Raw genomic sequence first — 14421 nt, forward strand, 5'->3', positions numbered from 1 at the left:
AGTAATTCATATTGTTTGGGTTATTTATAAATTGGTCGCATAAATGTTTTTGTTTTTAGAATATTTGACGACTTTTTGCTCAGGGCAAACGTTAAATGCCTGCGAGTTTCACACGTTGCTCATTTCACTATTTGCAAACTGAATAGTAACTATTAATCTGGTGATTCCTGAGTTGTTAAAAGAATGCAGTTAATGAGTTATCAACTAGACAGAATTGATCTACAGATTTTGAGAACGTTGCACTCTCGAGGTCGAATTCCAGTGGTGGAATTGGCGAAGCAAGTTAACTTAACCACATCACCATGCTCTGAACGCGTAAAACGGTTGGAAAAAGAAGGTTTCATCAATGGCTATCACGCAGAGCTCAATGCCGAAAAGCTTGGATTGGATGTGCAGGTCTTCATTCATATTCGCTTAGATCAAACCAGCTTTTCGATTTTTGAAAAGTTTGCTAAAGCGGTAGAGTTAATGCCTGAAATAGAAGAGTGCTATTCGCTGTCAGGTGACTTCGATACCATGATCAAAGTGCGAGTGAAGAACATGAAGGCTTACCAAGAGTTTATGTCGAGTAAGCTTGGGACGTTGCCTGGTGTGATACAAACTCGTAGTGAAGTGGTCATCGAAGAACACAAGACTGGGTTTGGTGTCAATCCAGAGCTGCTTGGTTAATACCTATACTTAGGTTCACATGATAGACACAAAAAAGGAGCCATGGAGGCTCCTTTTCAATTTTCGTACTTAGCTTGTATCAATTAAGCGCTGACGAAAGTGGTCAATACGCCGATCAGGCCACCAAATACGCCACCCCAAACGACGAGCCAGCCAAGATGTTCTTTAATCATCTTCTGTACGATTTCTTTCACCAACGCTGGTGTCAGTTCGCTAAGGCGCTGATCGATGATGCTTTCGATGTTCTGCTTGATTTCATCCATCATTGCTGGCGATTCCATCTGCTCTTTTAGCGCTTCTTTAATGCTGTCGCTCTTGCTTAGATCGATAATGGATTCTTGCATCTTCTCTACGAATGGTTGGCGCATAGGTTGCAGTGCTTCTGCTCCGCCAAACACCGCTAGCATGCCACCAAACTGAGATCCTTCGATGACTTCAACCAGTGAGTCAAACGCTGGGTTTAGGTCGACTTTCTCAATCACGGGTTCAAGATTGATGTTCACACCACCCGCCATTTCTTTGTTTAAGAAACGGTCGATGTTTGCTTCAGTAAAGAACTGCTCCATCATCAGGTTTTTGATTGCCAGCTTGAACTCTTCGAAACGCGCTGGAATGACGCCTGAGCCGTATAAGCCGGGTACTTTTTCAAATAGCATATGAATGGCTAGCCAGTTAGTGATCGCGCCAGAAAAAGCGAACAGACCTGCGTACCAAAGGTAATCATTTTGAATGTGATATCCCGCGCCCATCATGGCGATAGCGAGGATATTAGTCAGCAAACTTTTGTTCATAGTGACCGATTATGTATGAGTTGATGAAGTAATAAGTGGGCATGATTTTATACCCAACCGACAGCTAGATGCTAGGTTGAGAACAATAGGATTCATGTGGGCGAGATAGAGTAGGGACAAAAACAAAACCCGACAATCATTGTCGGGCCACTGCTTTTTCTTAGAAACTCTAAGATTATTTTTTATTGTGCTTTTAGAAGCGGAAGACCTTACGGCAAAGTTGGCATTTCCATCGCTCTGAGTAGCCGAATAATTTATCCGCCCAACTTTGTTTTACTTGTACGATCTGCATTGAACCACATTTACACATAAGCTAATTACCTTATTATTAGATTAATAACTAAGCCATCAATTGAGTATAGCTGTTTCTCAAAAAGTGAAATTACAAATGAATCCAGCGAGATACTCTGCGTTGTGTCCACTGCTAACGAATACGCAACGGGGCGCTATACTAGCAGAGAAAGTGTGATTTGCATCCATAAAGTTGTTTCATGGTTGAGATTTTGAGTGATCATGATCACGCAATGTGTTGGGTTGGTTTCTGAAGAAAACGGATGGATATAGCAACATTGAATAAAAAACGGCGCTTGGTGCGCCGTTTTTGTGTGGTGATTTACTGCTATCTAAAGAGCATTAACTCTCCAACTCTTCCGCAAGGAAGCCACCCGTTTGGTGCGCCCAAAGCTGAGCGTAAATGCCGTTGTTGGTGATAAGCTCTTTGTGTGTGCCTTGTTCGACGATGTTGCCTTTATCAAGCACAATCAAGCGATCCATTTGTGCAATGGTCGACAAACGGTGCGCGATGGCGATAACGGTTTTGCCTTGCATCAGCTCGTTCAAGCTTTCTTGAATGGCGGCTTCCACTTCGGAGTCCAGTGCTGAAGTCGCTTCATCAAGTACCAGCAAAGGTGCGTCTTTTAGCAGTACGCGTGAAATCGCAATACGCTGGCGTTGACCTCCAGACAATTTCACACCGCGCTCACCCACTTGTGCATCGTAACCCACGTTGCCGAATGGGTCGGTTAGGGTTTCGATAAACTCGTGTGCGTGCGCTTGCTTAGTCGCTTTAATCAGGTCTTCTTCAGTCGCATCTGGGTTGCCATACAAAATATTGTCGCGGATTGAGCGGTGTAGCAAAGACGTATCTTGTGTCACCATACCAATATTCGAGCGTAGCGAGTCTTGCGTGACGCTCGAAATTTCCTGCCCATCAATCTTGATGCAACCTTCCTCTACATCGTGGAAGCGCAATAACAAGTTCACTAAGGTGGATTTACCTGCGCCAGATCGTCCAACTAAGCCCACTTTCTCACCCGGTTTGATATTAAGGTCGAGGTTGTTTATCACGCCCTTTTTCTCACCATAATGGAAGCTCACGTTATCGAAGTGGATGCCGCCTTGAGAAACTTGCAGATCTTTCGCATCGGCTTTGTCTTTGATGTCGATAGGTTTAGATAGCGTCTTCATGCCATCTACGACAGTACCCAAGTTTTCGAATAGGGCACCGACTTCCCACATGATCCACATCGACATACCATTGATACGCAGGGCTAAGCTGACAGCAATTGCAATGGCACCAACGCTAATCGCGCTATCCAACCACAAGTAAATCGACAGTGCAGCCACCGAGAACACCAATAGATAGTTGGAGATCTCTACCGCTACGTCGAAGCCGGTCACCAAGCGCATTTGGCGATAGACGGTATTCAAGAAGCCTTTCATGCCTTCTTCGGCGTACTCGGTTTCTCGTTTACTGTGCGAGAACAGCTTCACGGTTTGAATGTTGGTATAGCTGTCGACAATGCGCCCTGTCATGGTGGAGCGTGCATCGGCTTGCTCAGTCGCCACGGCCTTTAGCTTCGGAACGAAGTGGATCTGAATCGCGATGTACGCCATTAGCCAAACCAACATTGGGATCATTAAGCGCCAGTCAGCCGCCGCCAGCATGACGATAATACTGGTGAAGTAAACCAAAACATAAACAAACACATCCATCGTCTTCATGACGGTTTCTCGCACCGCCAGTGAGGTTTGCATCACCTTAGTGGCAACGCGACCTGCAAAATCATCCTGATAGAAGTTCAGACTTTGATTAAGCAAGTAACGGTGTGCAAGCCAACGTACCGACATCGGGTAGTTACCCAGCAAAGTTTGGTGAATCAGCAGCGAGTAAACCACCACCAAAATTGGCATGACAACCAGCAATAAAGAGCCGTAGAAAATAAGGTCCGCTTTGTTGTCTTGCAAAAAGGTTTCTGGATTGCTGGTGGATAGCCAATCAACCAACTGACCCATGGCGCCAAATAGAGAGACTTCTACGATAGCCACAATCGTCGACATGATCGACATAATGATCAGCGGTTTCTCAAAGCCGCGCGTGTAATGGCGTAAAAACGCAAAGATCCCCGCTGGGGGTTGGTCAGGCTGTGATTTGGGGAACGGCTCAGTAAAGCCTTCAAATCGTTTAAACATAACTCATCCTAAAGTTAATAGTTGCCATCTCAGTAATTGAATCCATCAATTCTTCCTGCCTTGGACGAAGCAGTTAATACCGAGTATGAGATAAGACATATTGTGGTCTGCTAGCCAGAAAAGCAGACGTTTTTGCGTATGTGTGAGAGGCGAAAAAATAGTCTAACCGATTGCTTTTTAAATGTAACTAGTTGGTTATAAAGAATTCGCTAGTGCATTATTCTTGAGATGACCATTCACACGCCACAAAACCGTAAATCGGCACGGTGACAATAAAAAGTCGGATAAAAAGAGTTTTTGTCAGTAATATTTACCTTTGGCTGATGGATTTATTATTAAAAACAGCAAAACCGAAGTTAACAATAAATTTACAATCTCATCATTCTAGTGAAAAGGAATGTTTGGATGCTATTACACGAATCAGTGCCTCAGAATGCACATGGAAAAGAAGAAAGCACGCAAAGTGCTCTGCGTCATACCGCAAATTGCGTTGTGATGGTGCCGCCGAAAGAGTTTCGTTTTAACGAAGAAACCGCGCAAGACAACGAGTTTCAACACCAAGTTTCTCTGACTCAAGAAGAAGTCTCACGTAACACCATGACTGAATTTTCCGCGATGGTTGAAACCTTGCGTAAAGAAGGCGTGCAAGTCGTCGAGTTTGATTACCCTCAATCAGACATTGCCACGCCAGATGCGGTGTTCCCGAACAACTGGTTTAGCACTACCCCAGAAGGCACTTTGTATACCTTCCCGATGGCGTGTGATAACCGTCAGTATGAAGTTCGTCCAGATGCGCTGGTCGCTGCATTAGCGCAAGCGGGTCGAGAAGTGCATCAACAAGATTCATTAACCGAATACCTTGATGAAGAAGCCTACCTAGAAAGCACAGGCGTGATGGTGTTCGACCACTTCAACAAAACCGTTTATGCCGCGCTCTCACAGCGTTGTGATCGTCTGGTGTTAGAAGATTATGCCAAACGCATTGGTTACGATCGTGTGATTTCTTTCCAAACCCGTTTGCCTTCTGGTGCGCCGATTTACCACACCAACGTCATGATGGCGGTGGGTGAGCAGTTCTGCGTGATTTGTGACGAAGTGATCCCTGAGTTTGAGCGCCGCTTTGTGCTTAAATCGTTGGCGAAAGACAAGCAGGTTATCTCGATTTCACTTGAGCAGATGAACCAGTTCTGCGGCAATATCCTGCAACTGGAAACGGTACGTGGCGATAAGGTGATTGCTATGTCTCAATCAGCTTACGATGCTTTCTCTCCAGCACAAAGAAATCAACTCGCGACACACGGTAAATTGCTGCCATTTGACGTTTCTACCATCGAATCGATCGGCGGTGGTTCTGTACGCTGTATGCTTGGCGAAGTGTTCCTGCCAAGTCGCAAAGCCGTGTTATAAACCAACCCTGAATTTCCCCCCCAAAAAAGCACCATATTGAAAGATGTGGTGCTTTTTTATTCGTTTTATCTAAGTAAGACGCTGAGAATGAATACCAAACCATTCGTTTCATCTTAATGTGCTCTGAGTATGATTTTATCCATACATTCTGCAGGTGTACTAGTTAGCTGCTATTTATATGTATTGTGTTTCATATAAATATAAAGGCTAGTTTATGGTTACGATCAACACGTGCAGAAGGGCGTGGTTGTATTGTTTGATAGGAGTAATGTCATTACTTACCATCTTTGGCTGTAATGACTCTATCACTGAAACGACTACCTCATTAACATCTCAAATTTCTCACCAACAAAGCTTATCACTTAATGTCTCTAATCGAGTCGATGAGACAGAAATGTCCAATCTAGAACTGCTGTTTGTTTTTGATGTTGCTAACCAGGATGAGGCGTTTGCCGTTCGAGTACAAGATGTTCTTGGTAGAGAAGTAGCTGGTTTCCATCAGGGGGAAGCATTTCAAAGTAACGTTGTAGTTGTGCCTGAATCTGGCATTGTGCCATTCACATTCGATGTCGATAACGCCAGCGATGTGAATGGCGGAGTGGCTAAGATGACGGTGATTGTTAGAGGGGATGGTTTTTTCTCTAACTCTCAAGTGTTTGACCTGACCCAAACTACGATGTCCGATAACTATTGGATTGAAATTGTTCCTAAGTCAGAAAAGACTGAAGAGGCAACTACTTTTGCGGAAGAACGTGTTGAGCTAGATGGGCACGTGACCCGCTCTTCCGTTGATGTTGCAACGGTGCCCAAAGATGACAGCACGGACGGAGGTAAAATCCTTGATGGTGCGACCGCTAAGTTGTCGATTCCTGCAGGAACAGGATTTATCGGTGAAGATGGACAGCCTTTTACGCCTGTAGGAGAGGTTTCTGTTTCGATGATGCTGTTTTCAGCGGATCCAAAAGGCCTAGCTGATGATGAGAATAACCCGTTATACCTTTTCCCTGGTGGTTTATCGCCAGACGGGTTTGATGGCGAGCTCCCAAGTGATATCACCTCACCTGACAGCGTGACCTTTATTTCTGCTGGTTTTGTTGCGATTGAGATTGGCGATGAGAGCGGCAACAAAGTGTCTTCATTCGATGGAGAAGGCGTCAATTTGGAGTTTGAAGTGCCAAAATCCACGATAAATCCGCAAACAGGTGAACCACTATCTTTGGATGACGGCACGATCCCTATTTGGAGCTATACCGACTCTACGGGTAAATGGCGCTATGAAGGTGATGCTGTCATAGAGCAAGAAAACGAAAACACCTTTACCGTCTCGAAACCAATCACTCACCTCTCATACTACAATCTGGACTGGTACAGACAAGATCGTTGTCAACTTGATGTCGACGTTGTGGATGCGAATGGCGACCCCAATAATCAAAAATTACGCCTCTCCTTCGCCAAAGCTGGCGGTGGTTGGGCTTACAAGCCTTCTGGGTGGGGCGATGACCCTGAAAAGTTAAACATCAATCGAGTGCCTGCCTTTGCTGGCCATTTTGATCTGCTCGACAGCCAAGGTAATAGCTTACTAGCGTCGATCGAAGTGGACGGTGAGGTCATTGAAGTAGCCGATGGAGCAGAGGGACTCGATCTCGATGACTTCTGTTTTGGTGTATCTAGTGACTCCACTAAATTGTTCAAGGCTACCTTGAATATTGTAAACCCTCCTCGTATTGATATCGAAACAGGGCTGTCGTTAGTTTGCCCAATCGACGAAACGAAAACTCAGACAGTCGACTCGGGCTATTACTACTTATATTCCGGTTATTCTTATGAAAGTTCGGGTGAAGTAAGCGGGGATAGCATTACGTTTTCCAACTTGGTTGAAGACGGGTTATATCGACTCTATTACTACGGTGGGCAGACTTGGGCACAAGTAGAATTTACCGCCAAAGCAGACACGACCACTATTTCACTGATGTCACTTCAACTGTGTGACAAAATTGACCAAGCCATTAAAGCCCGCTTGGTATGTACCGACGACGATATGGCCGTCACGCGCTTTAAAGCCGCACCTGAAGCGTATTTTTGGATGTACAACCAAGACTATTCTCACTATTTATGGGGGAGAACAGACTCTGATGGTAGCGCCACGCAAAGTGATGCGGTCGAATCGATTGAATACATGGGCTCAGCCTATTCTTACTTTGAGAACCGTTATTACTGGGGTGAACGTACAACTGCCACGACGAGTGCCGATAACGCGATCACTTTTGATATTCAGTTACCAAGCTCCAATGAATATTGTCTTGCCGAATTACCGATTGATTACCTTCAAACGTTCGTTTTTGCTGAGAACACAGAAGCGCTGGCAGACGGTGTCGCAGAAATCATTATTACCGTTCAGGAGCGCGATGAGTTTGGTACGGCTCGTGAATCGAATTCAGGCGATCTTACCTTGAGTGCTGAACCTGCTGAAGAGGTCATGATTTCTGGGGTTACTTCTAATGGTGATGGTACATATAGCGCCAAGGTAACGTCTACAAAAGCGCAAGAAGTCGTTATCTCCGGAAAGATTGATGACAATGCTTTAGGAGGCTCTGCGACAGTAGAGTTTATTCCTGTGGTTGATTTCTCAAATGCCGTCTTTAGTCGAGATAAAGCGTCCGCCAGTGCGGATGGTAGTGAGCAAATTAAGGTGACTGTACAACTCAAAGATGCGGATGGAAATGACTACACATCATCTGGTGGTGACATCAAGTTTGGCGAGCTTTCTGGGTTAACTTTGAAGTCTTATCAAGATAATGACGATGGCACTTACACTGGCGTGTTCACCAGTGAAACGTCAAAAACCTTCAATATCACAGCATCGATTGCAGGTAGCGCACTATCTAGCAGCATAGATATCGCGTTTACGCCCGTGTTAGATACAAACAGCGCTGACTTCTCACTTGATAAGAGTTCAGCAAGCGCAGATGGTATTGACGTCATTACCGTGATCTTGCAGCTAAAAGACAAAGAGGGAGATGATTACACCAGTTCTGGTGGTGCAGTCGTTTTTGATACACCAAATGGGTTAACTAAGTTCGACAGCCAAGATAATGGCGATGGCTCCTATACTGTGAAGTACAAGAGCTCGACGTCAGGCTCCTACACAGTGGGAGCTTCGCTAGACGGCAGTAAATTTGTTGAATCCATTTCCTTTGAATTTACTCCAGTTCTTGACCTCAGCAACACCGAGTTTACTTCTGATAAAAGCTCAGCCAACGCTGACGGTAACGAAGTTATTACGGTGACGGTTCAACTGAAAGATTCTGAAGGCAACAACTACACAAGTTCAGGCGGCACTCTTCAGCTCTCTATGCCAACAGGCGTTAGTTCCGTTACTTCTCAAGATAATGGGGATGGTACTTACACTGTGAGTTTCTCTAGCTCGAGTGCAGGTAACAAATCAGTAGGAGTGTCGATTGGTGGCACCCAGTTATCCAGCTCTATTTCTTTGTTTTATGCTCAGGTCTTAAATCTGTCTGCTGCTGTATTCAGTCGTGATAAAGAATCCGCGAACGCAAATGGTAGTGACCAGATTACCGTAGCGGTTCAACTAAAAGACACCAATGGTGCTGACTATACATCGTCCGCGGGGGAGATTTCATTCTCTGTGCCTAGTGGGGTAACGGAAAAATCAAAAACAGACAACGGTGATGGTTCGTATACGGCAGTCTTTACAACGGTGAATGCAGGTAGTTATACCTTTGGTGCGAGCATAGGTAGCACTCAGTTGGCTAACGATGTTGAGCTTACTTTTAATGCTGTCATTGATTTATCGCAGTCGACATTGCAAGCCGATATCACCACTATTGCAGCAGATGGCAACAGTACTGCTCAGCTGACAGTCACGCTGAAAGACTACGCTGGCAATGCGTTTGTACCATCATCGAACAGTCCTGAGCTCACGATTACAGAGGGCTCTGCTAATAAGACGGAATTAGTGAATACAGGCGATGGGGTTTATACAAGCAGTATTAGCGCTAGCGTTGCTGGAGAGGTCACTGTTACCGCGACCTATGACTCTGGAACCATTGGTACATCAAACTTCACATTTGAGGCGGTAGCGCCAAGCGCTTCTCAGTCTACCATCACGAGTGATATTTCCACCTTTGGTGTGGGAGGCGCTCATAGCGCAGTTATCACGGTTGCTTTAAAGAAAGCCGATGGTAGTGCTTACACACAAAGCTACGGAGAGTTGGTGCTGAGTCCACAAGGTACGGGGTTAAGCTATGGTACTCCTGTAGATAATGGTGATGGTACGTACACGGTGTCAGTTACTGCAGATACTGCAGGCAGTTATGTCGTGAGTGCTACTTTTGGGGATCTCTCATTGAGTAATTCGTTGCCTTTAACGGTTACCCAAGTCGATGCTGCAGAAAGTGTTGTAACACCTACGGAGTTAAATGGTTCAGGTAATATCACGATCACGCTTAAAGATTCGAGTGGTACTAAATTAGAGCATGGAGGGCACAAAGTGACTGTGAGCTCTTATATTCTTACTGCTGGCGCGTTTGCTGAATTTAGTAATGTAGTTTTAGAAGATGCAGACTTTGAGATATATGCTGCAACTAGTGCCGCTGATAACGGAGATGGTAGCTACACCATTCCGGTTACCTGCCTGAAATCAACGGGTGTTAGAACATTTTCTGTAGAGCTTACAGCGGATAGTGTTGTTATTGATAGCGTAGATGTAACCTGCCCGTAAATCTCAGACAATACGAAGAAAAATGCCACTCAATATTGAGTGGCATTTTTATGTTTCGTCACTGTTAGGTTTGTTTAATCTAAAGCGACCAATTCTTTCTCATGGGTGTTTTCGCCCACCTCATGACAGCAATGGTTGTGGTGATCCTCGTAGCCATCATACGCGCATTCGCCAATATTGTTTCTAGGACAGATAAGATAGTGACTTCTATCGAGCAACTCTGTTTGACATATTGGACAGTACTTTTCCATAGCAACCTCCCACAACTAACGATTGAAAATTTCGTCCGTAGACACGAGTTCAAAGGTAATTTTAGACCCTAGATTATGACCGTGATGTGAAGGTTTTATGTGAGGGGAGGTGTGCGCTAACTGTCTTGACAAAGCTCTGACCGAGGGCGGAGTGAGGGTTCTTCTCGCATTTTCATTAGTAGTTTGATTTCAAAAGAAAAGGGGAGATTTAAAGTGTCGTTTTATACTTGATACTTTGCTGTATCTCGCCATAATTTTGCAGTTTCTTTTAGAAGCCACATCACAAAGATATTTGTCTTCATTTCGCGAAAAATTGTTGGAGTATTTTGGCTGTTTATAGGTTCGCTTTGAAGTCTTGGGTTTTGGCAATATGTCAGGCGAGAAAAGCACAGATAAACACAAGGTCAGCGGCTGGACTGACCTTTTTCTCGATAATTATATGAGGCTCAGTAGCTAAGCTCTTCTTTTGGAAATGTGCCTTCACCATTAGAAACGATAGCGTCTATTTGGATAGAAGCGTCCATAAAGATTTCTGATACACCGATGACAGTGCACGCCGGAAGTTCTTTATCAAAGTAGCTTGCTAAAATATCCTCCACAACTTGCAAGTCGCTGATATCTTTTAGCTGAATATTCAGCTTCACGATGTCGTCCATGACATGGTGCACGCTTCTGATGATGGCTTTGATGTTGTCGAGGCATTGCATGGTTTGCTCGCCTATGTCACTGGTAATAACTTCGCCATTCGACGGATGGATTGGCAGTTGTGCAGAAACGTTATTGTAATGCGAGAAGGCGACAGTTTGAGTTGAGAACTTGCTGATTGGTGCCGCCTCTGTGTTGTGGGCGCGAATCACAATCCCATGTCTATCTTCAATGGCTTGTGGTGGCGTTCCGTCCCCATGAGAAACCGTCGCGTCTATTTGTACCAAGGCGTCCATTGGTAACCCCTCAGCTTTGATGACAGTACGAGCGGGCACGTAGGCAACGCTTCTTGCGATCGCTGAGTCTGGGAAAAATGTGCTGTAGACTTGATTGACAGCAAAGGCATCGTCGAAACTTCTCAGGTGGATATTGAGTTTAACAATGTCATCAAAAGGGACATCAATACTATTCAGTATGCTCTTGATGTTTTTCAAACATTGTCGAGTTTGCGCTTTGATCCCGCCTTCAGCAATATTGCCTGTTTCTGGTTCAATCGGCAGTTGGGCTGAAATGTGGTTGTAATGTGAGAACGCAACACATTGGCTCGACAGCAAACTGGTTGGGGCTTTCGCTGTGTTTCTTACCAACTTGATCAGCTCGCAAGCTTCTTGAGGGTGTGTACCTTCACCGTTCGAAATGAGCGCGTCGATTTGAACCAAAGCGCCTTCTAAAGGCAGTGCAGCAACGGCAATTACGGTTCGAGTTGGAAGGTGGCTGATGAAGTATTGTTTATAAACCTCATCGACAGCATCCAGATCGGTCATAGATTTAAGATAAATCGTGATTTTAACGACGTCATTTAAGCTGTGCTCGATGCTATCCACGATAGACCTAATATTGCTTAAGCATTGCTTAGTTTGCTCTTTGATGCCCCCTTCCACTAACTTTTGGCTTTTTGGGTCAATCGGCAGTTGCGCTGAGATATTGTTGTAATGGGAGAAAGCTACCGATTGAGTTGAGCCGTCGTTGATTGGTGCATTTTCTGTATTTCTAGATACTTTGATGATTTCGCCGTGCATTTCGAATGTTCTCCAATTCTGGCTGCTGTAGGAACGCTGTGGGTACGCTGATACAGGCAATAGATAGCCAGATCTGCCGCTCAAAACAGAGGCAAGTCTGGCTATGTGTGCCGAATAAAACGTTAGTTAGTGAATGAGATCGTTATAGGGTGCTGAGGAAGGTTAGGATTTTGTCTTCGTGACGTTTGATGGTTTCTTCGCTTGGCGTGATGGCATCTTTATGAGTGAAGTAAACCAATATGGCCATTTGCGCTGTTAAGCGGTTCTCTGCTTCGTCGAATGCCACAGAGTATTCACTTTCTAGCGCACCGCGAGTGACTTCTTCTTTATCGTTTGCAGGTAAGCAGTGTAGAAGCATGGCACCTGGCTTCGCTTTTGCCATTAGTTCTTCCGTGATCACGTAGTCAGGCATGAAGGCAGCCAAGCGCTCTTCTTTCTCATCCATTTGAGTAACCCAGTAGAAGCTGTCGCCGTAGACCACATCACAATCGCTGATTCGCTCTACATCATCGGTGATCTCGATATGACCGCCAGACTCTTTGCAGAACGATTCTGCAAGCTCGACCCATTCTGGTTCCATGTGGTATTTAACCGGACCAATTTGCTTAAAGCCCATGCCGTATTTCGCACAAGTTAGCATCAATGAACGGCACACATCAGTAGCGTCACCCATGAATGCCAACGTCAGTTCATTAAGCTGGCGACCATCAGTGATGTGCTCACGAATAGTAAATAAGTCAGCCAGCATTTGTGTTGGATGGAAACGGGTATCTAGGCCGTTGATGACCGGTACGGTAGACATGTTTAACAAACCATCTAGCGTTTCAGGACTGTTAGTGCGAGCCATGATCACATCACACATGCGTGACAAAACACGTGAGGTATCATCAATCGATTCTTTGCCGCCAAGGTGGATATCTTTTGGCGATAAGAACAAAGCGTGACCACCAAGTAGCGTAGCGGCAACTTCAAATGAAACGCGTGTGCGAGTTGAGCCGGCTTCGAAAATCATACCTACTGACTTTCCTTTGAACAGCTGTGGGACCGCATTATCTTTACGCGCTTGTTTTAGGTAGCTCATCAATTCCATCATGTTGTCCATTTCTCGGACTGAGAAATCTTTCATAGACACCATATGCTCAATGTTTGCTTTGTGTAGGTCAGTTGCACTTGAAGAAGGTAATTTCATAATCATATTCCTATTTTCATCTGGGGCTTACCTAAGCTCGCCCCTTTTATTTTGAGTCGTTGGATTCGTATGGATTTAAACTTGAGGTACTTGTTGAGTAATGCAGTGGATATTGCCGCCACCGAGCAAAATCTCACGAGCAGGAACACCGTTTACTTCATAGCCTGGGTAGAGCTCCTCTAAGAGCGCAATCACCTCTGCGTCGTATCGCTTATCGAGTAGAGGTAGAACAATCTGGTTGTTCGTGATGAGATAGTTCGCGTACGAGGCAGCCAGACGCTCACCGGCTTCACGCTCCATCCCTTCGGCAATATCAATCCCTGCCGCTTCCTCTTTTGCCATGTACAAAGGACCTGGCATTGGCAGCTTATGGACTTTGATTCTTCGGTCTTTCGCGTCTCTTTGATTTGTGAGGCAGTCGTAGGCTTCGCGACTGATTTCGTACTGCGGATCATTCGGGTCATCACACCAAGTCAAAACCACTTCACCGGGTTTGACGATGTGGAGAATGTTATCGACGTGGCCATTGGTTTCGTCGTTGTATAAGCCACGAGGCAACCAAACAATTTTCTCCACATTAAGGTGCTCACGGAGAATTTTGCTCAGCTCTTCCTTGCTTAGCTCTGGGTTACGGCTCTCGTCCAGTAGGCATTCTTCTGTGGTGTACAATGTGCCTTCGCCATCGATGTGAATTGAGCCACCTTCAAGGATTATTGGTGCTCTGTAACGTGCATCAGCCGTAATTTCACACATTTTCTGAGCCACTTGATCATCGCGTTTCCATGGCCAATACAGACCATCCACAAACCCGCCCCAAGCATTAAACTCCCAGTCGACACCACGACGCTCACCGTCGTCATTTACGACATAGCTTGCGCCGATATCACGCATCCAAGAGTCATCGGTCGACACTTCCAAAACGCGAATATCATCAGGTAAGCGAGATACCGCATTGTCATATTGCTCTGCGCTTACCAGCATCGTGACAGGTGTGGTTTTGTTGATTTGCTTGGCTACGTCGGCAAACACTTTTTGTGCAGGCTTCGCACCGTTACGCCAGTTATCCGTGCGCTCTGGCCAAGCCATCCAAATTTCACTCTGAGGTTCGTGCTCACCAGGCATTCTGAACCCGTCTTGCTTTGGTGTGGTTTCTAAAAGCTTTTTCATTGTCTAT

At 45.3% G+C, this 14421-nt stretch carries 8 protein-coding genes; 3 read left to right on the forward strand and 5 right to left on the reverse strand.

The annotated features are described in order from the left end of the window. The first annotated feature begins 192 nt into the window (after window positions 1–192). Entirely contained in the window at window positions 193–669 is a 477-nt protein-coding gene (locus QTO06_RS03545) for an Lrp/AsnC family transcriptional regulator (protein WP_331406888.1), read from the forward strand. A gap of 83 nt (window positions 670–752) precedes the next feature. Here QTO06_RS03545 and QTO06_RS03550 read toward each other — a convergent pair whose 3' ends face one another. Further along, on the reverse strand, window positions 753–1460 hold the full coding sequence (locus QTO06_RS03550) for a DUF445 domain-containing protein (RefSeq protein WP_331406889.1): 708 nt from the start codon (window positions 1458–1460) through the stop codon (window positions 753–755). Window positions 1461–2093: 633 nt separating this feature from the next. Further along, window positions 2094–3932 (reverse strand): ABC transporter ATP-binding protein, encoded by a 1839-nt coding sequence (locus tag QTO06_RS03555; protein WP_331406890.1) that lies wholly within the window; start codon window positions 3930–3932, stop codon window positions 2094–2096. A 405-nt stretch (window positions 3933–4337) separates the two neighbouring features. Here QTO06_RS03555 and QTO06_RS03560 point away from each other — a divergent pair, with 405 nt between their 5' ends. After that, a complete protein-coding gene (locus QTO06_RS03560) occupies window positions 4338–5339 on the forward strand; it encodes an arginine deiminase-related protein (RefSeq protein ID WP_331406891.1) in 1002 nt (333 codons plus the stop codon). Window positions 5340–5607: 268 nt separating this feature from the next. Further along, window positions 5608–10083 carry an Ig-like domain-containing protein gene (locus QTO06_RS03565; protein WP_331406892.1) on the forward strand — a complete coding sequence of 1492 codons (4476 nt, stop codon included), beginning with the start codon at window positions 5608–5610 and terminating at the stop codon, window positions 10081–10083. Window positions 10084–10780: 697 nt separating this feature from the next. On the opposite strand, the gene QTO06_RS03570 is transcribed toward QTO06_RS03565, so the two are convergent. From QTO06_RS03570 to aguA, 3 genes are all read right to left on the reverse strand, one after another. Further along, complete coding sequence (locus QTO06_RS03570; protein ID WP_331406893.1) at window positions 10781–12058, reverse strand: RidA family protein; 1278 nt, start codon at window positions 12056–12058, stop codon at window positions 10781–10783. A 142-nt stretch (window positions 12059–12200) separates the two neighbouring features. Beyond that, a complete protein-coding gene (argF, locus tag QTO06_RS03575) occupies window positions 12201–13247 on the reverse strand; it encodes an ornithine carbamoyltransferase (RefSeq protein WP_009706650.1) in 1047 nt (348 codons plus the stop codon). 75 nt (window positions 13248–13322) lie between these two features. Beyond that, on the reverse strand, window positions 13323–14414 hold the full coding sequence (gene aguA / locus QTO06_RS03580; RefSeq protein WP_331406894.1) for an agmatine deiminase: 1092 nt from the start codon (window positions 14412–14414) through the stop codon (window positions 13323–13325). Window positions 14415–14421: the final 7 nt, after the last annotated feature.

It is taken from the genome of Vibrio sp. M260121, from assembly GCF_036533715.1.
GTDB lineage: Bacteria > Pseudomonadota > Gammaproteobacteria > Enterobacterales > Vibrionaceae > Vibrio.